The sequence below is a fragment of the Kitasatospora sp. NPDC048407 genome, from assembly GCF_043200475.1.
In the GTDB taxonomy this organism is placed as follows: domain Bacteria; phylum Actinomycetota; class Actinomycetes; order Streptomycetales; family Streptomycetaceae; genus Kitasatospora.
Genome location: NZ_JBICXW010000012.1, coordinates 27077 through 49406 on the forward strand (window position 1 = coordinate 27077; position 22330 = coordinate 49406).

Here is a 22330-nt window from a genome sequence, read left to right on the forward strand (position 1 = left end):
ACTTGTGTTCGCGTCGCGATCACTTGCGACATGGGCGAGATGATCTACGCGGAGATGGACCGGCCGGGCCGAGCCGGAGCAAGGCGACGGCCCGCCGCAACCGGGGCTGCGACGGGCCGTGAGGCGAACGGGGGTTGACTGATGGTCAGCCCTTGATGGCGTCCGCGAAGTCCTTGATGTCCTGGAACGACAGGCCGGCCGCGTTGAGGTTCTTGGCCTTGTCGTGGTCGATGCCGGCGGCGGCCAGCTCGGCGTACTGGGCGTCGGTCAGCGGGGTGGCGTCCGGGCCGTCCGAGCCGAAGCCGCTGCCCTTGCCGCCGGCCTTGCCACCGGGGGCGGCCATCGACATGAAGGCCTCCCCGAGCTTCTGCAGGTCGAGCTCGGTGGCGCCGCTGGGGGCGTCGATGGCCGGCGCGTCGGAGTTGATGCCGAGCCGGAGCGGGAAGTGCGCCGAGGCGTCGGGCTTGTCGGCGAGCTGCATCAGGTCGAAGGTGATGGCCTGCGCCTTGCCGCCCTTGATCATCACGTCGGCGGCGATCTTGCGGTCCGGGATGTCCTCGAAGTCGCCGGTCGGCAGCGACGGGAGGGCGTCCTTGCCGGTGACGGCCTTCTCGACGGTCTTCGCCAGGCCCTCGATCAGCGGACGCGCCTGGGCGGAGACCTCGATGACGTCGGCGTCGCCGGACTTGCCCTTGTCCTCCACCGAGGTGTTCTTGGAGATCACGGCCTTCAGCGACTTGACGAGGTGCTTGAGCTCCGCCGGGTCCATCCCGGGCATCGCGTCCAGCGGCGAGCCCGAGCTGACGCCCGCGTCGGTGCCGGGGGCCTTCGACTTCTTGATCTCGTCCTGCATCTTCTTCACGTCCAGCGAGACCCACTTGCCGTCGACCACGTCCTTGATCGGACCGGCCTCGGCGGGCAGCACGGAGACGAACTCGTCGACCTCCTTGGTGTCCTTGCCGGCGAGCTCGGCGATGCCGCGGACGTCCGCCTTCAGGTACATCCGCTCGCCGACCAGTCGGACGTCCGCGTAGGTCTTGCCGGACTTCTTGGCGCTCAGCGAGTAGGCGACCGCCACGCCCTTGAGGTCGTACGAGTCGTTCGTGGTGTCGGAGGTGTTGAACTTGAACACCTCGGTGTCCTTGAGCGGCTTGTCGGCGCTCAGCGACACGTTCAGCACCAGGTCGGACAGCAGGTCCGCGCTCTTCTTCTCGATCGGGTCGTCAACTGCCTTGCCGAAGGCGACGATCTGGTCCGACGTGGCGTCGAAGGAGAGCTGGAGGCTCATCGACTTGGCGTCGCCGAGCTTCTTGAACGCCCCGGTGACCTTCTGGCCGGCGCTCAGCTTCTCGGCGGTACCGCAGGCGGTGACGCCGGCGGCGATCAGGACGGCTCCGGTGGTGACGGCTATGCCGGCGCGGACAGACCGGCTGGTGGCGGTGTTGATGGCTGAACTCCTGTGCCTGAAGGCGGAACTCGGGCCCGATCGGCCCTGCCGCGGAGGCAAGCTCAACACACCCGCATGCCCCCCCGCATGCGAATATTTTTACCATTCGTTAAGGACACTCTTACGGCGCCCCCACCTTGCCGTGAGAGACTCCCCCGCCTGACGGGTCGTCAGAGCGCGCTGCCGGCCTTCCAGTCCGCCCAGGACATGTTCCAGCCGTTCAGTCCGTTCGACGGATTCACCGTGCGGTCACCGGAGTTGACCACCTCGACCACGTCGCCGACCATCGAGCTCGCGAAGAACCGGGCAGCGCTGGTGGTCGTGCTGTTGCCGCCCTGCACGTCCTGCAGCGCGATGCAGCCGTGGCTGGTGTTGGAGTTGCCGAACTGGGACGCCGCCGACCAGTAGTTGCCGTGGATGAAGGTGCCGGAGGTGGTGAGCCGCTGCGCGTGCGGCACGTCCGGGATGTCGTACTCGCTGCCCAGGCCGACCGTGGCGGAGTTCATCCGGGTCTCCTTGTAGCGCTCGGAGATCACCATCTTGCCGCCCCAGGTGCGGTGGTCGGGCGAGCCGCCGATCACCGGGTAGGTGGCGGTGACCTTGCCGTCGGTGGTGACGGTGAGGGTGTCGGCCTTCAGGTCGGCGACCGAGGTCTGGCTGCGGCCGACGGTGAAGGTGACGTCCTTGGACTGGGTGCCGTAGACGCCCGTGGCGCCGGCCACGTCCTTCAGCCGCAGCTTCAGCGTGACGGTGGTGCCCTTGGCCCAGTACTGCTGCGGGCGGAACTCCAGCCGGGTCGAGTCGAACCAGTGGCCGACGATCTCCACCGGCGGGTCGGAGACCACGGTGATCGCCTGCTGGACGGCCTTGCGGTCGGTGATCGCCTTGTTGAAGTTGATCGTCACCGGCATGCCGACGCCGACCGTGGAGCCGTCCTCGGGGTTGAAGTACCCGACGAAGGTGTTGGCCGGGGAGGCGGTGGAGAAGCTCGCGTTGGCGTCCGCGGGACGCTTGTCCTTGTCCTCGGCCGCGGCGGCGACGGTGTACTTGCTGCCGCTGACGAGCGGCGCGGTGGTGGTCCAGCTGGCGCCGTCGGCGGCCAGCTGGCCGGCTATCTGCTTGCCCGCGCCGTCGGTGACGGTGACCGAGGTGAGCGTGCCGTCCTGCACGGTGACGGTGACCGGCGCGGTGAACGGCGCGGCGGTCGCGCCGTCGGCCGGGGTGATGGCGATCTGCGCGACGGACGCCTTCGGGCTGGTCGACGGGCTCTGGCCGCCCGCGCTCGCACCGCCGCCGCCGACCGGAGTGGACTTGCCGTCGCCGCTCTGGCACGCGGCCAGCAGCAGCACGGGGGCGCCGAGCAGCCCGGCGAGTACGCCGCGCCGGCTCCAGCTGCCGCCGAGCGGCCCGTCCTGCTTCTCGGCTGCGGTCACGTCCACGCTCCTCGGTCCCTGGATCTCTCAAGATCACTCAAAAATGTGCAGATCATACGAGAGTACTCAAGGGGTCCAAAGAACGGACAAAAAGGCCCGGTCCGGAGATCCTTGGTTCTAGGGATCTCCGGACCGGGCCTGAGCGCGAAAGCGCCGGGGCTCACTTCACCTCGTACTCGTCCCAGCCCTCGTCGTCCGGGTCGTAGGCGGTGGTGGCGGACTCCCAGGTCGCGGAGGCGAGCTCCACGCCGGGAACGTCGCCGAGCAGCGCCACCGGGTCGACGAAGTGGGCGAGCGAACCGGTCGGGTCCACCTCGATCGCCTCGACGGCCTGGGCGCGCTCCTCGTCGTCCAGGTACTCGTCGTCCGCGACCTGGGTCAGGGCGGCGGCCTTCAGGGCCTGCTCGTCGGTGATCTCGGCGATCAGCTCGATGGTGAGGCGAACGTAACGGGGGGCGTCCTGCTCGGGCAGGTCAATGCTGCTGGTCATGACAGCGAGCGTAGGGGGTCGCACGGCCCATCCGGAAACGGCCCTCGCGGCGAGGGCCGGGCCGGGCAACAACCCGGACCGGCCCTGCCGCCTCCGCGCGCACTCCCCCACCCGGGAGTACGCGGAAGCCGCGCCTCACGACGCGATGTTCGCCACGGGCGCCGTCACACCCTGAACCTGCCAGGGGCGGGACGACGGCAGCCCCGCGGACCGGGCCCGGCGGACGGGTCAGGCCGACCGTCGGAACCCCTGGTGACCGCGGCGGCCGGAGAGCCGCTCCCGACCCCCGCCGTCACCGTTTTCCCGGCTTTTCTTGCCGTGTCCACCACCATGCCCGAGCCGTGTTAACCGGATGATGCGCGCTTGTGACGTCCACGTACCGGGCGGGGCGCCGCCCCTGAGGGAACGTCAGTGACCGGCCCGGGCGGTCAGGAAGGCCAGCAGGTCCTGGCGGGTGACGATGCCCTGCGGCTTGCCCTCCACCAGCACCACCACCGCGTCGGCCTTCTCCAGCACCGTCATCAGGTTGGTCACCGACTCGCCGGAACCGACCACCGGCAGCGGCTTGGACATCACGTTGTCCAGCGTGTCGGTCAGCTCGATCCGCCCGTTGAACAGGCCGTCCAGCAGCTCGCGCTCGACCACCGAGCCGACGACCTCGCCCGCCATGATGTCCGGGTGCCCGGCACCCGGGGAGACCACCGGCATCTGCGAGACGCCGAAGTCGCGCAGCACCCGCACCGCCTCGGCGACCGTCTCGCCCGGGTGCATGTGCACGAACTGCGGGATGCCCTCGTGCTCCACCGCGTCCTTGCGGGCCAGCACCTCGCCGATGTGCGCCTCGTCGGTGGCGGTCGGCAGGAAGCCGTAGTCGGCCATCCAGTCGTCGTTGAAGATCTTCGACAGGTAACCGCGGCCGCCGTCCGGCAGCAGCACCACCACGACGTCGTCCGGCCCCAGTTCGCGGGCCACCTCCAGCGCGGCCACCACGGCCATGCCGCAGGAGCCGCCGACCAGCAGGCCCTCCTCCTTGGCCAGGCGGCGGGTCATCTGGAACGAGTCCTTGTCGGACACCGCGACGATCCGGTCCGCGACCTCGCGGTCGTAGGCGGTCGGCCAGAAGTCCTCGCCGACGCCCTCCACCAGGTACGGACGGCCGGTGCCGCCCGAGTACACCGAACCCTCCGGGTCCGCGCCGACCACCTGGACCTTCCCGCCGGACGCCTCCTTCAGGTACCGGCCGGTGCCCGAGATGGTGCCGCCGGTGCCGACGCCCGCCACGAAGTGGGTGATCCGGCCGTCCGTCTGCTCCCACAGCTCCGGGCCGGTGGAGTGGTAGTGCGACGCCGGGTTGTCCGGGTTCGAGTACTGGTCCGGCTTCCAGGCGTTCGGGGTCTCACGGACCAGCCGGTCCGAGACGTTGTAGTACGAGTCCGGGTGCTCCGGCGCGACCGCGGTCGGGCACACCACGACCTCGGCGCCGTACGCCCGCAGGGTGTTGATCTTGTCCGTGGACACCTTGTCCGGGCACACGAAGATGCACTTGTAGCCCTTCTGCTGGGCCACGATCGCCAGCCCCACCCCGGTGTTGCCACTGGTGGGCTCGACGATGGTGCCACCCGGCTTGAGCGCGCCGGAGGCCTCCGCCGCCTCGATCATCCGCATCGCGATCCGGTCCTTGACCGAACCACCCGGATTGAAGTACTCGACCTTCGCCAGCACGGTGGCGGTGATGCCCTCGGTGACCTTGTTGAGCTTCACCAACGGGGTGTCGCCGACCAGCTCGATGATCGAATTGTGGTACCGCACGGGGATCCTCCCGGTCCATGGCATGCCCTGATTGCCGAAACCCCCAGCCTAGGGCCCCCTTCGCACCCACCGTGCGCATCCACCCCATGTCTCCCGCCCCGCCCGAACAAACCGCTCGCGGCACCCACCGGCACTCCACCACCACCGAACATCAGCCCACCGAGAAGGCCCTCCGCCGCACAGACTTCGGAAAAACGACCTCGGCGCACCAGGCCCCACCGGGGCTCCGGGTGGGTGGTTGGTGGGGGTGGCCGGGTAGCGGGGCGGGGTGGGCGGGTACGTGGGCGGGTACGAGTCTGGGTGTAAGAGGAGAGGGGGTGGCCGATGGCCGGCTCGCAGGCGTCGAGGGTGCGGGTGGCACGGCGGATCGCCACGGCGGCCGCGTACGGCGGTGGCGGCCTGGGGCTGCTCGGGGTGGGGCTGGCGGGGGTGTTGCTGACCGAGAGCCGGATGGCGGTCCGGGCGATCGGGATCCTGGGCGGCGATCCGCCGCGCGCGGACGGCATGCACGGCGAGGCGTTCGCCGATCCGCTGGATTCGCGTCCGCCGCTGGTGATGGCGTTCCTGGGCGATTCGACGGCCGCGGGCCTGGGTGTGCAGCGCGCGCAGGAGACGCCGGGCGCGCTGCTCTCCTCGGGGCTGGCGTCGGTCGCCGAGCGCCGGGTGCGGCTGGTGAACGTGGCGAAGTCGGGTGCCCGCTCGGGCGATCTCGCGAGGCAGGTGGAGCGGGCGCTGGCGCACTGTCCGGACATCGCGGTGCTGATGATCGGTGCCAATGACGTGACCAGGCACGCTCCGGCGGCCACCAGTGTGCGGGAGCTGGGCGAGGCGGTGGGCCGGCTGGTCGCGGCGGGCTGCGAGGTGGTGGTGGGCACCTGCCCGGATCTGGGCACCATCAAGCCGGTGCGGCCGCCGCTGCGCTGGGTGGCGCGCCGGTTGAGCCGGCAGCTCGCGGCGGCGCAGACCATCGCGGTGGTGGAGGCCGGCGGCCGGACGGTCTCGCTGGGATCGCTGCTGGGCCCGGAGTTCGCGACCCGTCCGGAACTGTTCGCCGCGGACCGCTACCACCCGTCCGCGCAGGGGTACGCGACGGCGTCGATGGCGTTGCTGCCGTCGGTGTGCGCGGCGCTCGACCTGTGGCCGCAGGACACGCCGTCCGCGGTGGGCGGGCCGTTGGAGCCGCAGGCGGTACTGCCGGTGGCGGTGGCGGCCGCGGCGGCGGCGGGGCGTTCGGGTACCGAGGTGACGGCGGCGGGCCCGTCGAACGGCACCTGGCGGTGGGCGACGCTCAAGCAGCGCTTCCGGCTGGCGCTGCCGGGCGGCGACGCGGCGAGGCAGGATCCCGGGGCGGTCGCGGACCAGGAGTGGCCGCGGGCGATCGCGTCGGCCAACTCACATCCGGAGGCGGATGACGCCGGAGCTACCAAGCGGTAACTTTCCCCGGGAGATCCGTCGGATCGCACCCCGAGGTCACTCAGCGAGGAGCCCGTCATGCCCGAAGCCGTCATCGTCAGCGCCGCCCGTTCGCCGATCGGCCGGGCCTTCAAGGGTTCGCTGAAGGACGTCCGCCCGGACGACCTGACCGCGCAGATCATCGGTGCCGCGCTGGCCAAGGTCCCGGAGCTGGACCCGCGCACGATCGACGACCTGATGCTGGGCTGCGGCCTGCCGGGCGGCGAGCAGGGCCACAACCTGGCCCGCATCGTGGCCGTCCAGATGGGCATGGACTACCTGCCGGGCGCCACCATCACCCGCTACTGCTCGTCCTCGCTGCAGACCACCCGGATGGCGCTGCACGCGATCAAGGCCGGCGAGGGCGACATCTTCATCTCCGCCGGCGTGGAGACCGTCTCGCGGTCGATCAACGGCACCTCGGACGGCATGCCGGGCACCATGAACCCGCTGTTCGACGAGGCGATGGCCCGCACCAAGCACCGCGCCGAAACGGGCGGCGGCGAGTGGCACGACCCGCGCGAGGACGGCCTGCTGCCGGACGCGTACATCGCGATGGGCCAGACCGCGGAGAACCTGGCGGCGCTGAAGGGCATCACCCGCGCCGAGCAGGACGAGTTCGGCGTCCGCTCGCAGAACCTGGCCGAGGCCGCGATCAAGGCGGGCTTCTGGCAGCGCGAGATCACCCCGGTGACGCTCCCGGACGGCACCGTGGTGAGCGCGGACGACGGCCCGCGCGCGGGCGTGACGGTGGAGGGCGTGTCCGGCCTGAAGCCGGTGTTCCGCCCCGACGGCACCGTGACGGCCGGTAACTGCTGCCCGCTGAACGACGGCGCGGCCGCACTGGTGATCATGTCGGACACCAAGGCGCGCGAGCTGGGCATCACCCCGCTGGCCCGGGTGGTCTCCACCGGCGTCTCGGCGCTTTCGCCGGAGATCATGGGCTACGGCCCGGTGGAGGCGTCCAAGCAGGCGCTGAAGCGGGCCGGCCTGTCGATCGGCGACATCGACCTGGTGGAGATCAACGAGGCGTTCGCCGCGCAGGTCATCCCGTCCTACCGGGACCTGGGCATCGACCTGGACCGGCTGAACGTCAACGGCGGCGCGATCGCGGTGGGCCACCCGTTCGGCATGACCGGCGCCCGGATCACCACCACGCTGATCAACTCGCTCCAGTGGCACGACAAGCAGTTCGGCCTGGAGACCATGTGCGTGGGCGGCGGCCAGGGCATGGCGATGGTCATCGAGCGGCTGAGCTGACCTCCGCGTCGACACCGTGACGGACGTCTCACCCGTCCGGAGTCACCGTACGTAATTGAGGGCCGGATCACACCCATGGTGCGATCCGGCCCGTTTTTTTGCCCTCCGGGACCGAAATATCGACGCACCGGATTGGATCAACTCCGCTGCGTAGAAGGGCATTACCCAGCAATTTAAGGACAAGTCGGAAAGTCACCGCCAAATCGGACATCAGCCTCTGCAGTAACGGGCGGGAATACGGCAGTGTGGAGCCGTAACCCCGTTCCGCTCCTCGTTGGGAGTACGTTCCGTGAGCGTCGTCTACACCTCCCTGCTGCTGGCCCTGATCGCCCTGACCGCCGCCGTCCTGCTCCACCTCCGCACACTGGGGCGGAAGTTGGACGCCGCGCAGCCCACCGCGCAGCCCGCCCCGCAGCTCGACGAGGCACTGATACGCCGCGCCGTCGCCGAGGCGCTCGCCGCCGACCGGGAGCGGGAGATCACCGAGGCCCGGGCATTCTGGGCCGAGCAGGAGGCGCGCGCCGCCGAGGACGCGCCGCTGTTCGAGACCCCGTTCACGGCCGCCGGCGAGGAGTGGCCGATCTTCTTCCCGCGCCCGACCGGGCCGCAGGAGGCCGCCGACAACTACGGGGTGATGGACCCGGAGTTCGGCGAGGCGCTGCGCCACGCGCTGGAGGACCTCGCCAAGGACGGCTCCGCGGACGGCGGTTCGGCGGACGGCGGCATCCGGGGCGGCAGCTTCCCGCTCCCCGGCGACAACGGTGACGTGAAGGCCCGCCGCGAGGCCGACCTGCTGGCCACCGGCCTGGAGTCCGGACTGCTGGACGCCGAGAGCGAGCCCGCCACCGCGCCCGACCCGCGCCGCCACCCCTCGCACCCGGACTTCGTGCCCAGCCCCACCCCGTCCCGCGAGTGGACCGACGACCGGCTCGCCGCCCTCGCCGAGGACAGGATCGCCCTCACCGACGTGCGCCCCGGCCCGCTCGGCACCCTGGACGTGTACGCGTTCGCCGACGGCACCACGCTGTGCGTGGCCCCCGGCGACCGGGAGGCGGCGTACCGGCTGATCGACGCCGTCCGGGCCGACGAGGACGTCCGGCTGCTGGGCGGCTCCCGCTTCTCCGGCTCGTACTCGCTGACGTTCTCCACCGACGGCGACACCGTCTACGTGCTCGCCGACCGGGTGGTCGCCTCGATCTGAACCACGCACATCTGAGCCACGCGCAGGGGCGTCGATCCGCACGGCAAGGGGTTGCCCGGGCGGACCGGCGCCCCTTCGGCGTTCCCGACCCTGCGTCAGGCGGTCAGCCGGTCGGTGTCCTCGACGTCGGTGAGCGCGACCGCCAGCGCCTCCGGGTGTTCGGCGGCCGCGGCGGCCAGGTCGTGGCCGGTGACGGCGAGTTGGTCGCCGACCGCGAACGCCCCGCAGTCGGGGACGGGCAGCGGCGGCAGGCCCTCCAGCGCGCGGGCGGCGTCGGCCAGCCGGCCGGCCAGCGCGAGCAGCGCGGCGGCCCGCGAGGGGTGGCCGGGGACGGCGACCAGCAGGCGGCTCTGCGGCATCGCCCGGAAGCGGTCGGCGAGCCGGTCCACGGCGGCGGTCAACTGGGCGGGGGTGACGGGGTGGTGCTCGGACATGGCCCCGAGGGTAGCCAAGCCGGGGCGGGACGGAACGCGGCGGGCCCCGGAGGAGTCCTCCGGGGCCCGCCGCGTGTACAGCCGTGTGATCAGTCGTCGCCGCGCAGGATGGCGATCAGGCGCAGCATCTCCAGGTAGATCCACACCAGCGACAGCGTCAGGCCGAAGGCGGCCCGCCAGGACTCCCGCTCGGGGGCGCCATTGCGGATGCCCTCCTGGATCTCGTTGAAGTCGAGGGTCAGGAAGAACGCGCCGAGCGCGATGCCGACCAGGCCGACCACGATGCCGAGCGGGCCGGAGCGGAACCCGAAGTCCGCGCCGAACATGGTGGCGATCAGGTTGACGAACATCAGGATCACGAAGCCGATCGCGATCGAGATGCCGATCCGGGTGTACCGCGGGGTGACCCGGATCTTGCCGCTCTTGTAGGCGATCAGGGTGGCCGCGAACACCGCGGCGGTACCCAGCACGGCCTGGATGGCGATGCCCTGCAGCAGGGTGTTGAAGGCCTTGCTGAGCGCGCCGAGGAAGAAGCCTTCCAGGCCGGCGTACGTCAGGATCAGCGCCGGGTTGATGCTCCGCTTGAAGTTGATGACCAGGCCGATGACCATCGCGGCGAACGCGGCGACGCCGGCCAGCGCGTAGTTCTCGACCGGCACCACGAACCAGGCGACCGCGCCGGTGATGACCAGCGTGAGCAGCGTCATCGCGGTGCGGGCGACCACGTCGTCCAGCGTCATCCGGCCGGTCTGGGCCGGGCCCGCGTCAGGGCCCTGGTAGAGCTCGTAGAGCTGCTCGTCGGTCATGGCCTGACCGCCGGGCTGCGCGTAGGCGTTGTTGGCGTACGGGTTGTTGGCGTACGGGTTGCCGTACGCCTGGCCCTGGTGCCCGGCCGGCTGCGTGCCGAACCCCGCGTACTGGTTGTCGCGGGTGAAGGACCCCTCCCGCGAGAAGACCGGGTTTCTGCTTCTCATCACATTCCCTCCGGGGTGGCACAGCACCACCCATACAGAGCACAAGAGTAATGGTTTGGCAAAGTATTCCGCGTCAGCCGTGAGGAGGATCCCGTGTCGCCTGCGCGCGGGGCCCTTGAGAGGGCAGGGTGGGGGACGCAACTGACAGACGATCAGAAAGGCGGCCCCCCGGATGGCCGAGGAGCTGTACGCCACCTTGAAGACCAACAAGGGCGACATCGTGATCCGGCTGCTGCCGGACCACGCCCCCAAGACGGTCAAGAACTTCGTGGAGCTGGCGACCGGCGAGCGCCAGTGGATCGACCCGAACACCGGGCAGCCCAGCAACGCCCCGCTGTACGACGGCACGATCTTCCACCGCGTCATCGAAGGCTTCATGATCCAGGGCGGCGACCCGCTGGGCAATGGCACCGGCGGCCCGGGCTACAAGTTCGCCGACGAGTTCCACCCGGACCTGGCGTTCACCAAGCCGTACCTGCTGGCGATGGCCAACGCGGGCCCGGGCACCAACGGTTCGCAGTTCTTCATCACGGTCGGCCCGACCACCTGGCTGACCGGCAAGCACACCATCTTCGGTGAGGTCGCGGACGAGGCGAGCCAGCGTGTGGTGGACGCGATCGTCGGCGTCGAGACCGGGCGCAACGACCGCCCGGTGCAGGACGTGGTGATCGAGAAGGTCGTGATCGAGACCCGCTGACCCGGGCCGCCCCACGCGAACGCCGCGCCGCCCGTCCCCGGTTGCTCCGGGAACGGGCGGCGCGGCGTTCTGCCGACCGGACGTCAGTCGGTCTTGATGCTGGCGAGGATGTCCATCCGGGAGGCCCGGCGGGCCGGCCAGAGGGCGGCGATCACGCCGACCAGCGCGGACAGGGCCAGGAAGAGCAGCACGCTGCCGTAGGGGATCGAGGTGGTCAGGCCGGTCAGGTCGGCGGCCAGCACCCGGACGGCGGACCAGGCCAGGAAGACGCCGAGCCCCACGCCGATCACGGCACCGAAGAGCGAGATCACCACGGACTCGATGCGGACCATCCGCTTGATGCCGCGCCGGTCCAGGCCGATCGCCCGCAGCATGCCGATCTCGCGCTTGCGCTCGAACACCGACATCGCCAGCGTGTTGATCACACCGAGGACGGCGACCAGCACCGCCATGCCGAGCAGGCCGTACATGATGTTCAGCATCGTCGTGATGATCCGGCTGAACTCGGCGACCTTGTCCTTCTCGGTCAGCACCTCGATCACCGGGTTGCTGCCGGTGGCCTGCTTGACGGACTGCTTGAGCGCGGCGGTCTCGCCGTCCTTGCCCTTGACCAGGATCTCGCTGATGAACGAGTCGGGGTCGTGCTGGTCGATCAGCGCGTTGGACACGATGACGTTCGACAGGGTGGCGTTGCGCTCGAACACGCCGCCGACGGTGAGGTCCAGCGTCTTGCCCTCGGCCACCTCGACCTTGGCGGTGGCACCCTGGGTGAGGTTGTGCTTGGCGGCGTATTCGTCGTTGACCAGGATCTGGCCCTGCTTCAGCGCGCCGGTCGAGCCGGACGCCATCTTCACCGTGACCAGCTGGTCGAAGGCGGCGGCGTCGAAGCCCTCGACGGCCCGGCTGTCCCCGTTGATCGTCCACATCACGTTGCTGACCGGGCTGACGGCGGTCACGCCGTCCGCCTTGGCGATCAGCGGCGCCAGGTCCTTCGACAGCGAGTGGCGGTTGGCCATCGAGACCGTGTAGTCGGCCTTCATCGAGCCGCTGACGAGGCGGGTGACCGTGCTGGTGACCGAGTCGCCGATCACCGTCACGGCGGTGACCAGGGTCAGGCCGATGGTCAGCGCGGCCGCGGTGCTGGCGGTGCGGCGCGGGTTGCGGACGGCGTTGCGACGGGCCAGCTTGCCGGGAGTGCCGAACACCTTGGCCAGCAGCGGGCCGACCAGGGCGACCACCGGGCGCGACAGCAGCGGCAGCAGGACGAACACGCCGATCAGGGTGAGCGGGGCGCCGAGCTCCAGGTACGTCCGGCCGCCGGTGCCCTTGCTGAACGCGCCGGCCAGGATCAGGGCGATGCCGCCGCCGGCCAGCACCGCGCCGATCGAGTTGCGGACCACCAGGCCGCGCTGGGTGCTGGGCAGGTCACCGCTGCTCATCGCCGCCACCGGGGGGATCCGGGAGGCGCGGATCGCGGGAATCAGCGCGGACAGCACGGTCACCACGATGCCGGTCACCAGGGTGCCGATGATGGTGGCCGGGGCGATCACCAGCGAACCGGTGGGCATGCCCTCGTTCATGCCGGCCAGCAGGGACTGCATGCCGGCGCCGATGCCGATGCCGAGCAGCAGACCGGCCACGGAGGCGATCACGCCGATCAGCAGCGCCTCGATCAGCACCGAGTTGGTGACCTGGCGGCGGCTGGCGCCGACCGCGCGCAGCAGCGCCAGCTCCTTCAGGCGCTGAGCGATCAGCATGGTGAAGGTGTTGACGATGATGAAGATGCCGACGAACAGCGAGATGCCGGCGAACACCAGCAGCATGCTCTTCATGCCGGTGACCGACTGCTCGACCATCTTGGACTGCTCGTCCTTGAGCTTCTGGCCGGTCTCCAGGTCGAAGGTGTCGGGCAGCTTCGCCTTGGCCGCGTCCAGCAGCGCGTCCTCCGAGACGCCGGACTTGGCGGTCAGCGCGATCGAGCTGTAGTGGCCGGGCTCCAGCAGCCGCTGCTGGGCGGTGGCGGTGTCCATCAGCACGAGCGAACCGCCGGAGGTGACCTGCGGGTCGTCGGAGGTGAACACACCGGTGAGCGTGGTGTCCTCGGCGGCGCCGTTGCCGGCCACCCGGACCTTGTCGCCGACCTTGTAGCCGGCCTTGTCGGCGGCCTGCTTGTTCAGCGCGATCTCGCCGGCCGCCTTCGGGCCGCGGCCCTCCGCCATCGGGTAGCGCGGGTCCTTGCCGGAGGCGTCCGGGGCGAAGTTGGAGCCCTGGGCGCTCCACGCCTCGCCGATCAGGTTGCCCTTCTTGTCGGCGACGGCGGTGAAGCCGGTGACCACGCCGCGGGCCCGCTCGGCGCCCGGCAGGGCGGCGAGGTCCTTCACGGTGGCGTCGGTCAGCGCGTCACGCTTCTTCTGGCCGGCCTCCTTGGGGCCCTCGTCGGCGCTCCGGGACCACCTGTCGGAGATCAGCACGGAGACGTCGGAGTAGCTCTTGGAGTAGCTGTTGCGGACGGCCTGGCCCATGGTGTCCGAGAACACCAGGGTGCCGGCGACGAAGGCGGTGCCCAGCATGACGGCGAGTGCCGTCATCAGCAGTCGGCCCTTGTGGGCCAGCACGTTGCGCAGTGCGGTGCGATACATGGGGTCAGTCCTGGGGTGGTGTGGACGGTCGGCTGCTGAGGGGCCGTCAGCTGGTGCGGCCCTTGGCGTCGAAACGACGCATCCGGTCGAGGACCGAGTCGGCGGTGGGGTTGGTCAGCTCGTCGACGATCCGGCCGTCGGCGAGGAAGACCACGCGGTCCGCGTAGGACGCGGCCACCGGGTCGTGCGTCACCATCACCACGGTCTGACCGAGCTCGCGCACCGAGTTGCGCAGGAAGGAGAGGATCTCGGCGCCGGAGCGGGAGTCCAGGTTTCCGGTGGGCTCGTCGGCGAAGATGATCTCCGGCTTGGAGGCCAGCGCGCGGGCGCAGGCCACGCGCTGCTGCTGGCCGCCGGAGAGCTGCGCCGGGCGGTGCGAGAGGCGGCCGGACAGGCCGACCGTCTCCACCACGCGGTCGAGCCAGGCCTTGTCGACCTTGCGGCCGGCGATGTCCATCGGCAGCGTGATGTTCTCCAGCGCGGTCAGCGTCGGCAGCAGGTTGAACGCCTGGAAGACGAAGCCGATCTTGTCGCGGCGGAGCTTGGTCAGCTGCTTGTCCTTCAGTCCGACCAGTTCGGTCTCGCCGATGGTCGCCGAGCCGGAGCTGACCGTGTCCAGGCCGGCCATGCAGTGCATCAAGGTGGACTTGCCGGAGCCCGACGGGCCCATGATCGCGGTGAACTCGCCCTGGCCGAAGGAGACCGAGACGTTGTCGAGCGCGACGACGCGGGTGTCGCCTTCGCCGTAGACCTTGTTGAGACCGGTGGCGCGGGCCGCCGCCAGACCGGTGTGGGCTGCGTACGCGGTCGAGGTGCTCACGAAGGGGACTCCTGTCGGGGAGGTGCTGGCTCGTCACTGGGCTGCGGCCAGGACGTGCCTGCGACCGCTATCCCATCCTCTCCTCGATGATCATGGAATTCGTCGCTCCGCCGAACGGTTGCCGCCCCGCCCCGAGATGTACGGCCGCCGCCGCCCTCTCCTCCTTCGGTATGACCCGCACCCCGAGGACCGGCGGTGGCCGAGAACTGTCGGAGGGTGGCCGAAATGACAGACGCTTCGTCAGATCGCATGGAAGCATGACAACTTCCGTCCCGAGAATTATGCGAAACCCTCGCCCGGCCGACTAGGCTCAGTAACCGAGTTCACGCGCTCCCAGGCCCAGATGGTGGAACGCAGACACGGGCAGCTTAAAACTGCTTGGCCGGAAGGTCGTGCCGGTTCGAGTCCGGCTCTGGGCACTCTTCTGCCCACCCATCGTGACCTGCGGTAATGACCCGATCACGACCGATGCCCCGACCCACCCCCGCGGATTCCCTGCGGATCCAGTGGGTCAGGGTGTCGTGATTGCCCAGCCAGCGCAGGGTGAGCGGGCAGCGGGCGGCCGGGTACCAGTGGGTGGCGAGCTCGGCGAAGAAGGCGTCGTCGGCGCAGAGACCGCCCGGGCGGTCGCCCAGATAGATCAGATGATCGCCGCGGTAGGCCCGCAGGGCGTCCAGGGCCATCGGATCGCGGTGCGGCGGCCAGATCAGGGCGAGGGCCCGGTCGGGGTGCGCGGCGGCGTCCTCGGCGGCCCGGCCGGGGCGGACGTCGGTCCAGCGGAACCGGTCGGTCCAGCCATTGAGTTCGGTGCGGGCCTCGGCGTCGGTGGCCAGCACGTCGACGCCGCGGGCGCGCAGCCGCGCGGCCCAGTAGCCGCTGCCGGCGCCGACTTCGAGCAGTCCGCGGCCGGCCAGCCGCTCCGCGATCCAGTCGAGGGCGGTGCGGGTGACGGGCGCCCAGCTGTAGATCCGGGACAGCTCCTGCCGGCGCGGCAGCGGCGGACCGGCGTCCGCCGGGAGGTGGTCGAACACCTCGACGACGGTGCCGTGCGGGCCCTCGCGACGCAGCGCCGGGTACCAGAGCAGTGGCACCATCTGCGGGTTGTGGACGGCGAATTCGACGTCCGGTGCGGGCAGCAGCTCGGCGAGCTGGCGGAACGGCCGTCCCCAGCCGGGGTGGTGGAGTTCGCCGCGCTCGGCCCAGAGCCGGATCAGGCGCTCGGCGGTCTGCGCGACCAGGCTCGCCGCCGGGTCGTCGGCCGCTGCCCGCACGGCGGGGTCAGAGCCCCATGTGGTCGGCGACGGAGATCGCGATGTGGTCGGGCGTGACCAGCGCCATGTGGTCGGGCACCACGACCTGGCCGGCGGCCTGGTCGACGGGGCGCTCGGCGGCGGTGGCGGTGGCAGCGGTGCCGACGACGGCCGCGGCGGCGAGTGCGGTGGTGGCGGCGGCGATCAAGGCGGCTTGACGGGTACTCAGTTCCATTGCGGTTCCCCCAGGTTGAGCGTGGTTGGTGATCGTCATGCTAAGCGGCCGGATCCGCGTGATCAATCCACTTCCCGGGCCCGCCTATGAACACTTCGTTCAACGAATTCCGTTGACGTCGCCCCGTTCACCGGAGCATGCTGACCCCATGACCGACACCCCTCAGCAGCCTGCCGACCCGTTCTCCCCGCCGGACCCGGAGGCCGCCCGCACGCAGCGCGTCTACGCCTCGCTGTTCCGGATCGCCGAGCGCCACGCCGCCACCGACGAGCAGCGCCGCCGCCAGACCAACCCGGCGATGCTCGCCCCGCACGAGGCGGTCCGGCTGGTGGCCTTCCTGCTCAGCGGCGCCGCTCTCGCCGAGGACGGCGAACCCGAGGTGGACCGCGCCGACCTGACCGCCGCGCTCACCCTGCTCCCCCTGGTCCGCGCCGAACTCGACGAGCTGGAGGCCGGGTTGCTCACCATGGCCCGCGGCCGCGGCATGACGTGGCAGGAGATCGCCTTCGGCCTCGGCCTCGGCACCCCGCAGGCCGCCCGCCAGCGCCACGAGCGCCTCAGCGACCGCACCACACCCACCGACCAGGGCTGACGGCGCCCCGGGAAAGCCCGAAGGCCCCCACCCGGCGGGGGGTGGGGGCCTTCGTCAACTGAGTGCTGTACTCCGCCCGACAGCAAGGCCGGCTGAGCACCACGGAGGACGTGGTCCGGCGGCGTTGCCGGGCGGAGGGCCTCCGACTCGTAACCCGAAGTGACGGGTCTCGTCGCTTACTTGCTGGAGGCGAGCTCCTTCTTCGGCTCCGCGGCGGCGGCGGGCTTCGGCGGAGCGGTGGCCTCCTGGAACGCGTCGAACGGCTTCTCCATCTCGGAGAGACCGACCGTCTCGCGCTTGAGGAACATCGCCAGCGTCCAGTCGGTGAAGACCCGGATCTTGCGGTTCATGGTGGGGACCATCGCACCGTGGTAGGCGCGGTGGAAGTACCAGGCGAGGCGGCCCTTGAGCTTGACCTTGCCGAACAGGATCGCCACACCCTTGTGCAGGCCGAGGCCGGCCACCGCACCGAGGTTCTTGTGCTTGTACTCGGCCTGCGGGAAGCCGCGCATGCCGGCCACCACGTTGTCACCGAGGACGGCGGCCTGACGGACCGCGTGCTGCGCGTTCGGCGGGCACCAGGCGCCCTCACCGGCGGCCAGGTCGGGAACCTGGGCGTTGTCGCCGGCCGCCCACACGTAGTCGAAGCCCTGGACCTGCAGGGTCGGCTTGGTGTCGACGTGGCCACGCGGGCCGAGCGGCAGACCGAAGCGGTTGACGATCGGGTTCGGCTTCACGCCGGCGGTCCACACGATGGTGGACGCGTCGAACTCCATGCCGTTCTTCAGCACCACGTGCTGGTCGACGCAGGAGTCCATCGAGGTCTCGATGTAGACCTCGATGTTGCGCTCCTCGAGCCGGCCCTTGGTCCACAGACCCAGGTCGGGGCCCATCTCGGGGAGGATGCGGTTGGCCGCCTCCACCACGACGAAGCGCATGTCCTCGCGGCTGACGGTCTTGTAGATCTTGGCGGCGTCGCGCGCCATGTCCTCGATCTCGGCGACCGTCTCGATGCCGGCGAAGCCGCCACCGATGACGACGAAGGTCAGCGCCTTGCGGCGGACGTCCTCGTCGGTGGTGGACTCGGCCTTGTCCAGCTGCGCCATGACGTGGTTGCGGAGGCTGATCGCCTCTTCCACCGTCTTCATGCCGATGCCGTGCTCCGCCAGACCCGGGATCGGGAAGGTGCGGGAGACCGAGCCGGTCGCCACGACCAGGTACTCGAAGGGCAGTTCGTAGGACTCGCCGGCCGCGGGCTGGATGGTGGCGACCTTGCGGGCGTGGTCCACCTCGGTCACGTGACCGGTGAGCACCTCCGCCTTCTTCAGGGCGCTGCGCAGGGGCGCGACGAGGTTGCGGGGGGCGACGTTGCCGCCGGCCGCCTCCGGGAGGAAGGGCAGGTACGTCATGTACGACCGCGGGTCGACGACCGTGACGGTCGCTTCGCCGTAGCGCATCTTCTTGAGGATGCGCATCGCGGCATACAGGCCGACGTAACCACCGCCGACAATGAGGATGCGAGGACGCTCCGTGGTGCTCATATCCGAAAGTATCCACCCCGGCCTGACGGGCCATTCGTGAGGCCCATCACAAGCTCCTGGACACCTGCTGCTACACTGCGCGCCCACAATTCCGGCCGGTGCCGGCCTCCTCGCCGCCACCGCCTGTCCACCATGATCGCCCAGGCACTCGGTGCCACGCTGAGCAGCAACGATCCTTGTGGGGCGCGGGTTCCCGAGTGCGCTTTCGATTTCTTCGGCGTGAACGGCGGGTTGCCTGCGATCCCATGAACCACCCGCCCCAGGCACCTTCGGTCCCACATATCGGACGGACCGGACACCGCAAGGGGCCGAAAGGCCCGGTCGCCATGTGAAGAAATTCACGAAGCTTCCTGCCGGGACACGCCGGGAGGCCCGCACCGGGCCTCCCGGAACACCCGTCAACCACCCGTCGACCACCCGCCGGGCGCCCGGATCAGGCGATCGACCAGGCGATCCCGTCGAGGATGTCGTGCTCGGAAACCAGCAGCTCAGCGGCCCCGGTGCGCTCCATGATCTCCAGCAGCACCAGCGCGCCGGCCGCGATCACGTCGACCCGGCCGGGGTGCATCACGGGGACGGCGGCCCGCTCGGCGTGCGAGGAGTGCAGCAACCACTCGGCGGTCTCCCGCACCTGCTGGACGGTCAGCACCGCGTGGTGGATCCGCTCGGAGTCGTAGCCGGGCAGCTCCAGCGCGATCCCGGCGACCGTGGTGACGGTGCCGGCCAGGCCGACCAGGGTGGCGCCGTCCGCCAGTGGGACGCTCGCCTCGACGGTGTCCAGCGCGGCCCGGATGTCGGCCCGGGCGGCGGCGATCTGCACCTCGGTGGGCTGCCCGCCCGCGAAGTGCCGCTCCGTCATCCGCACGCAGCCGATGTCCATCGAGTGCGCGGCCCGCACGTCCTGCTCGCCGAGCACGAATTCGGTGGAGCCGCCGCCCAGGTCGAACACCAGGTAGGGCGGGCGGTGCGGGCCGCCGAGCAGCTCGCGGGTGGCGCCGGTGAAGGAGAGCCGGGCCTCCTCGTCGCCGCTGACCACGCTCGGGGTGATGCCGAGGATCGCCTTGACTCCGGCGGTGAACTCGGCGGCGTTCTCGGCGTCCCGGGAGGCCGAGGTGGCGACCATCCGGATCCGCTCCGGGCCGACGCCGTGCGCGGCGATGATCTCCGCGTACTCGCGGCAGGCCGCGAAGGTGCGGTCCAGCGCCTCGGGGTGCAGCCGACCGGTCTTGTCGACGCCCTGGCCGAGCCGGACGATCAGCATCCGCCGGTCCAGATCGACGATCTCCCCGGTCTCCGGGTCCAGGTCGGCGATCAGCAGGCGGATCGAGTTGGTGCCGCAGTCGATCGCGGCGACCCGGATGGTGCTCACGACTCGTCGTCCTCCTCGGCCTTGCGCGCCGCGCGCTCGGCCCGCTCGGCGGTCAGCGCCTCCTTGGCGGCGATCACCGCGGCGTGGTCCTGGGCCTTGGCCTTGTTGCGGGCGACCCGCTCACCGGCGGCCTCGACCTCGGCGGGGCTGACGCACGGGCCCTTGGCCCACCAGTCCTCCAGCATGCCGATCGCCTCGTCGCCGAGCGGGTTGACGCCCTCGCCGGCCGCCAGCGAGTGGCCGACCAGCACGTGCAGGCACTTGACCCGGTCGGGCATGCCGCCGGCGCTGGGGAAGCCCTCCAGCACCTCGATGGCGTCCCGGCGGGCGATGTAGTCCTCGTGCGCGGCCTGGTAGGCGGCGGCGAGCTCGGGGTCCTCGGCGAGCCGGGCGGTCTGCTCCTTCATCACGCCGTCCGCCTCCAGGGTGCCGATCAGCGAGGCGGCCTTGGGGCAGGTCAAGTAGTAGAGCGTCGGGAACGGCGTGCCGTCGGGCAGCCGGGGCGCGGTCTCCACCACGTCCGGGTTGCCGCACGGGCAGCGGTGGGCGACGGAACGCAGCCCGCGCGGCACCCGGCCGAGCTGGGCGGCGATGGCGGCGACGTCGTTGTCGGAGACGGGAGGGTTCTGGTTGCTCATCAGGAGTCTGTTCGTCAGGAGGGGGCGGGTGGGGTGGCGTCAGGGAGCTGCGGGTGGAGCGGCGATCGCGGTGTCGGCGGCGTCCACCGAGTCCCAGAAGCCGGAGTACCAGGGACGGGCGGCCTTGGGCCGGCCGGCGCCGTCCGAGGCGGACTGCTTCTCGCCCTGCGCGGGCGGCGGCGCGACCGACACGAACGGGGTCTCGCCCGGCAGCGCGTAGTGCAGCCGCTCCCGGGCCTGGGCCTTGACGAACTCCGGGTCCTGCCAGCGGGCCTTGGCCCGGCGCAGTTCGTCGACCTGCTGGCGGGCGTGATCGGCCTTGGCCCGCTGATCGGCGATCTCGCCGCGCTGCGCGATGTACTGCCGGGCCGGGTACGCGAGTATCGCCACCAGCGAGCACAGGACGAGGACCAGCACGGTGGCCCGGCTGGTGAAGCGCGGGCGCGCCGCCAGTCCGGGAATTCTCCACTTGGCCATCTGGTCGCCCCTCCTGCGCATGCCGGTGCCCCGGCCCCACCATACGCGGTGGAGGCCGGGGCACCGGTCACAACAGGCTCGGCGATCAGCCCTTGCTGTGCTTACTTGTCCGCGGAGCGACTGTGCTTACTTGTCCGCGGAGCGACTGTGCTTACTTGTCCGCGGAGCGACTGTGCTTACTTGTCCGCGGAGCGACTGTGCTTACTTGTCCGCAGAGCGGAAGCGCGGGAACGCGCCGCGGCCGGCGTACTCCGCAGCGTCGTCGAGGATCTCCTCGATGCGCAGCAGCTGGTTGTACTTGGCGACGCGCTCGGAGCGGGCCGGGGCGCCGGTCTTGATCTGGCCGCAGTTGGTGGCCACGGCGAGGTCGGCGATGGTGACGTCCTCGGTCTCGCCGGAGCGGTGCGACATCATGCAGCGGTAGCCGTTGCGCTGGGCCAGCTCGACGGCGTCCAGGGTCTCGGTGAGCGAGCCGATCTGGTTGACCTTCACCAGCAGCGCGTTGGCGGTGCCGGTCTCGATGCCCTTGCGCAGGCGCTCCGGGTTGGTGACGAACAGGTCGTCGCCGACCAGCTGGACCTTGTCGCCCAGCTTGTCGGTGATGGCCTTCCAGCCGTCCCAGTCGGACTCGTCCAGCGGGTCCTCGATGGAGACCAGCGGGTAGGCGGCGACCAGCTCGGCGTAGTACTCGACCAGCTCGGCGGCCGACAGGGCCTTGCCCTCGAACTGGTAGGCGCCGTCCTTGTAGAACTCGGACGCGGCGACGTCCAGGGCGAGCGCGATGTCCTTGCCCGGGGTGTAGCCGGCCTTCTTGATGGCCTCGGTGATGAGGTCCAGGGCCTCGCGGTTGGAGTCCAGGTTCGGGGCGAAGCCGCCCTCGTCGCCCAGGCCGGTGGACAGCCCGCGCTCCTTCAGCACGCCCTTGAGGGTGTGGTAGACCTCGACGCCCCAGCGGACGGCCTCGGAGAAGGACTCCGCGCCGATCGGGGCGATCATGAACTCCTGGATGTCGACGTTGGAGTCCGCGTGCGAGCCGCCGTTGAGGATGTTCATCATCGGGACCGGCAGCACGTGCGCGTTCGGGCCGCCCAGGTAGCGGAACAGCGGCAGGTCGCTGGCCTCGGAGGCGGCGTGCGCGACGGCGAGCGAGACGCCGAGGATGGCGTTGGCGCCGAGCGAGGACTTGTCCGGGGTGGCGTCCAGGTCGAGCATGGCCTGGTCGATCAGGCGCTGCTCGGTGGCGTCGTAGCCGACCAGCTCCGGGCCGATCTGCTCGATGACGGCGAGGACGGCCTTCTCGACGCCCTTGCCGAAGTAGCGGTTCTTGTCGCCGTCGCGGAGCTCCAGCGCCTCGAAGGCGCCGGTGGAGGCACCCGACGGGACAGCCGCACGACCGGTGCTGCCATCGTCGAGACCGACCTCGACCTCGACCGTGGGGTTGCCGCGGGAGTCGAGGATCTCACGGGCTACGACGACATCAATGGACGGCACGAGGCATCTCCTAGCGGAAGCGGATGTGTGGTCGTTACGCCCAGAGCCTAGCCGCAGACATGCCCACGGCCACGCCCGGCC

The 22330-nt window shown here is 70.6% G+C and carries 19 protein-coding genes, 1 tRNA gene and 1 pseudogene; 7 read left to right on the forward strand and 14 right to left on the reverse strand.

What is annotated here, in order from left to right:
* Positions 1-145: 145 nt before the first annotated feature.
* The 4 genes from ACGFWJ_RS21990 to ACGFWJ_RS22005 all read right to left on the reverse strand — a co-directional run bounded on the left by ACGFWJ_RS21990 (position 146) and on the right by ACGFWJ_RS22005 (position 5179).
* The gene (locus ACGFWJ_RS21990; RefSeq protein ID WP_392952089.1) at positions 146-1507 is read right to left on the reverse strand and encodes a hypothetical protein; all 1362 of its coding nucleotides are present in this window, start codon (positions 1505-1507) and stop codon (positions 146-148) included.
* Between the two features lie 110 nt (positions 1508-1617).
* The gene (locus ACGFWJ_RS21995) at positions 1618-2886 is read right to left on the reverse strand and encodes an Ig-like domain-containing protein (protein WP_392952092.1); all 1269 of its coding nucleotides are present in this window, start codon (positions 2884-2886) and stop codon (positions 1618-1620) included.
* Positions 2887-3040: 154 nt separating this feature from the next.
* Positions 3041-3370 carry a hypothetical protein gene (locus tag ACGFWJ_RS22000; protein ID WP_392952094.1) on the reverse strand — a complete coding sequence of 110 codons (330 nt, stop codon included), beginning with the start codon at positions 3368-3370 and terminating at the stop codon, positions 3041-3043.
* A 408-nt stretch (positions 3371-3778) separates the two neighbouring features.
* Positions 3779-5179 carry a cystathionine beta-synthase gene (locus ACGFWJ_RS22005; RefSeq protein WP_392952096.1) on the reverse strand — a complete coding sequence of 467 codons (1401 nt, stop codon included), beginning with the start codon at positions 5177-5179 and terminating at the stop codon, positions 3779-3781.
* Between the two features lie 324 nt (positions 5180-5503).
* Between ACGFWJ_RS22005 and ACGFWJ_RS22010 the strand changes: the two genes are divergently transcribed.
* The 3 genes from ACGFWJ_RS22010 (at position 5504) to ACGFWJ_RS22020 (ending at position 9092) form a co-directional block, all read left to right on the forward strand.
* The gene (locus ACGFWJ_RS22010; RefSeq protein ID WP_392952099.1) at positions 5504-6613 is read left to right on the forward strand and encodes an SGNH/GDSL hydrolase family protein; all 1110 of its coding nucleotides are present in this window, start codon (positions 5504-5506) and stop codon (positions 6611-6613) included.
* A gap of 57 nt (positions 6614-6670) precedes the next feature.
* On the forward strand, positions 6671-7891 hold the full coding sequence (locus tag ACGFWJ_RS22015) for an acetyl-CoA C-acetyltransferase (RefSeq protein ID WP_392952101.1): 1221 nt from the start codon (positions 6671-6673) through the stop codon (positions 7889-7891).
* 289 nt (positions 7892-8180) lie between these two features.
* Positions 8181-9092: a hypothetical protein gene (locus tag ACGFWJ_RS22020; RefSeq protein ID WP_387637962.1), complete on the forward strand. Its 912-nt coding sequence runs from the start codon at positions 8181-8183 to the stop codon at positions 9090-9092.
* 95 nt (positions 9093-9187) lie between these two features.
* Here ACGFWJ_RS22020 and ACGFWJ_RS22025 read toward each other — a convergent pair whose 3' ends face one another.
* Together ACGFWJ_RS22025 and ACGFWJ_RS22030 are read right to left on the reverse strand one after the other, a co-directional pair.
* On the reverse strand, positions 9188-9526 hold the full coding sequence (locus ACGFWJ_RS22025) for a hypothetical protein (RefSeq protein WP_387637965.1): 339 nt from the start codon (positions 9524-9526) through the stop codon (positions 9188-9190).
* A gap of 89 nt (positions 9527-9615) precedes the next feature.
* Entirely contained in the window at positions 9616-10500 is an 885-nt protein-coding gene (locus tag ACGFWJ_RS22030; protein WP_392952106.1) for a Bax inhibitor-1/YccA family protein, read from the reverse strand.
* A gap of 172 nt (positions 10501-10672) precedes the next feature.
* On the opposite strand from ACGFWJ_RS22030, the gene ACGFWJ_RS22035 reads away from it, so the two are divergent.
* Positions 10673-11197 (forward strand): peptidylprolyl isomerase, encoded by a 525-nt coding sequence (locus tag ACGFWJ_RS22035; RefSeq protein WP_392952109.1) that lies wholly within the window; start codon positions 10673-10675, stop codon positions 11195-11197.
* An 83-nt stretch (positions 11198-11280) separates the two neighbouring features.
* Here the strand turns inward: ACGFWJ_RS22035 and ACGFWJ_RS22040 are convergent, their stop codons facing one another.
* Both ACGFWJ_RS22040 and ACGFWJ_RS22045 read right to left on the reverse strand, forming a co-directional pair.
* Positions 11281-13836 carry an ABC transporter permease gene (locus ACGFWJ_RS22040; protein ID WP_392952112.1) on the reverse strand — a complete coding sequence of 852 codons (2556 nt, stop codon included), beginning with the start codon at positions 13834-13836 and terminating at the stop codon, positions 11281-11283.
* 46 nt (positions 13837-13882) lie between these two features.
* Positions 13883-14656, reverse strand: a complete 774-nt coding sequence (locus tag ACGFWJ_RS22045) for an ABC transporter ATP-binding protein (protein ID WP_043915787.1) — start codon at positions 14654-14656, stop codon at positions 13883-13885.
* Between the two features lie 337 nt (positions 14657-14993).
* Between ACGFWJ_RS22045 and ACGFWJ_RS22050 the strand changes: the two genes are divergently transcribed.
* Positions 14994-15075: transfer RNA gene (locus ACGFWJ_RS22050), tRNA-Leu, on the forward strand.
* A gap of 153 nt (positions 15076-15228) precedes the next feature.
* Positions 15229-15984 carry a hypothetical protein gene (locus ACGFWJ_RS22055; RefSeq protein ID WP_392952116.1) on the forward strand — a complete coding sequence of 252 codons (756 nt, stop codon included), beginning with the start codon at positions 15229-15231 and terminating at the stop codon, positions 15982-15984.
* On the opposite strand, the gene ACGFWJ_RS22060 is transcribed toward ACGFWJ_RS22055, so the two are convergent.
* Entirely contained in the window at positions 15935-16141 is a 207-nt protein-coding gene (locus tag ACGFWJ_RS22060) for a hypothetical protein (RefSeq protein WP_392952119.1), read from the reverse strand. The two genes, ACGFWJ_RS22055 and ACGFWJ_RS22060, sit on opposite strands and share 50 nt — an antisense overlap.
* A gap of 148 nt (positions 16142-16289) precedes the next feature.
* Here ACGFWJ_RS22060 and ACGFWJ_RS22065 point away from each other — a divergent pair, with 148 nt between their 5' ends.
* Positions 16290-16733, forward strand: coding sequence for a DNA-binding protein (locus ACGFWJ_RS22065; protein WP_387865371.1), 444 nt, complete (start codon positions 16290-16292; stop codon positions 16731-16733).
* 176 nt (positions 16734-16909) lie between these two features.
* Here the strand turns inward: ACGFWJ_RS22065 and ACGFWJ_RS22070 are convergent, their stop codons facing one another.
* The 5 genes and pseudogenes from ACGFWJ_RS22070 to eno all read right to left on the reverse strand — a co-directional run bounded on the left by ACGFWJ_RS22070 (position 16910) and on the right by eno (position 22249).
* Entirely contained in the window at positions 16910-18274 is a 1365-nt protein-coding gene (locus tag ACGFWJ_RS22070; RefSeq protein ID WP_387637983.1) for an NAD(P)/FAD-dependent oxidoreductase, read from the reverse strand.
* A gap of 433 nt (positions 18275-18707) precedes the next feature.
* Positions 18708-19643, reverse strand: a complete 936-nt coding sequence (locus ACGFWJ_RS22075) for an exopolyphosphatase (RefSeq protein WP_392952123.1) — start codon at positions 19641-19643, stop codon at positions 18708-18710.
* Between the two features lie 131 nt (positions 19644-19774).
* Positions 19775-20324 (reverse strand): annotated as a pseudogene (locus ACGFWJ_RS22080) (DUF501 domain-containing protein); the annotation flags it as partial.
* Positions 20321-20758 (reverse strand): septum formation initiator family protein, encoded by a 438-nt coding sequence (locus ACGFWJ_RS22085; RefSeq protein ID WP_387865365.1) that lies wholly within the window; start codon positions 20756-20758, stop codon positions 20321-20323. The gene ACGFWJ_RS22085 and the pseudogene ACGFWJ_RS22080, both read right to left, overlap by 4 nt.
* Before the next feature lie 201 nt (positions 20759-20959).
* Complete coding sequence (gene eno / locus ACGFWJ_RS22090; protein ID WP_387637989.1) at positions 20960-22249, reverse strand: phosphopyruvate hydratase; 1290 nt, start codon at positions 22247-22249, stop codon at positions 20960-20962.
* Between the last annotated feature and the right edge of the window lie 81 nt (positions 22250-22330).

Excerpts from the sequence above, each read along its gene's own strand:
- ACGFWJ_RS22000 (WP_392952094.1), bottom strand. The coding sequence starts at position 3,370 with ATGACCAGCAGCATTGACCTGCCCGAGCAGGACGCCCCCCGTTACGTT.
- ACGFWJ_RS22010 (WP_392952099.1), top strand. The coding sequence starts at position 5,504 with ATGGCCGGCTCGCAGGCGTCGAGGGTGCGGGTGGCACGGCGGATCGCC.
- ACGFWJ_RS22015 (WP_392952101.1), top strand. The coding sequence starts at position 6,671 with ATGCCCGAAGCCGTCATCGTCAGCGCCGCCCGTTCGCCGATCGGCCGG.
- ACGFWJ_RS22025 (WP_387637965.1), bottom strand. The coding sequence starts at position 9,526 with ATGTCCGAGCACCACCCCGTCACCCCCGCCCAGTTGACCGCCGCCGTG.
- ACGFWJ_RS22030 (WP_392952106.1), bottom strand. The coding sequence starts at position 10,500 with ATGAGAAGCAGAAACCCGGTCTTCTCGCGGGAGGGGTCCTTCACCCGC.
- ACGFWJ_RS22035 (WP_392952109.1), top strand. The coding sequence starts at position 10,673 with ATGGCCGAGGAGCTGTACGCCACCTTGAAGACCAACAAGGGCGACATC.
- ACGFWJ_RS22040 (WP_392952112.1), bottom strand. The coding sequence starts at position 13,836 with ATGTATCGCACCGCACTGCGCAACGTGCTGGCCCACAAGGGCCGACTG.
- ACGFWJ_RS22060 (WP_392952119.1), bottom strand. The coding sequence starts at position 16,141 with ATGGAACTGAGTACCCGTCAAGCCGCCTTGATCGCCGCCGCCACCACC.
- ACGFWJ_RS22065 (WP_387865371.1), top strand. The coding sequence starts at position 16,290 with ATGACCGACACCCCTCAGCAGCCTGCCGACCCGTTCTCCCCGCCGGAC.
- ACGFWJ_RS22070 (WP_387637983.1), bottom strand. The coding sequence starts at position 18,274 with ATGAGCACCACGGAGCGTCCTCGCATCCTCATTGTCGGCGGTGGTTAC.
- ACGFWJ_RS22085 (WP_387865365.1), bottom strand. The coding sequence starts at position 20,758 with ATGGCCAAGTGGAGAATTCCCGGACTGGCGGCGCGCCCGCGCTTCACC.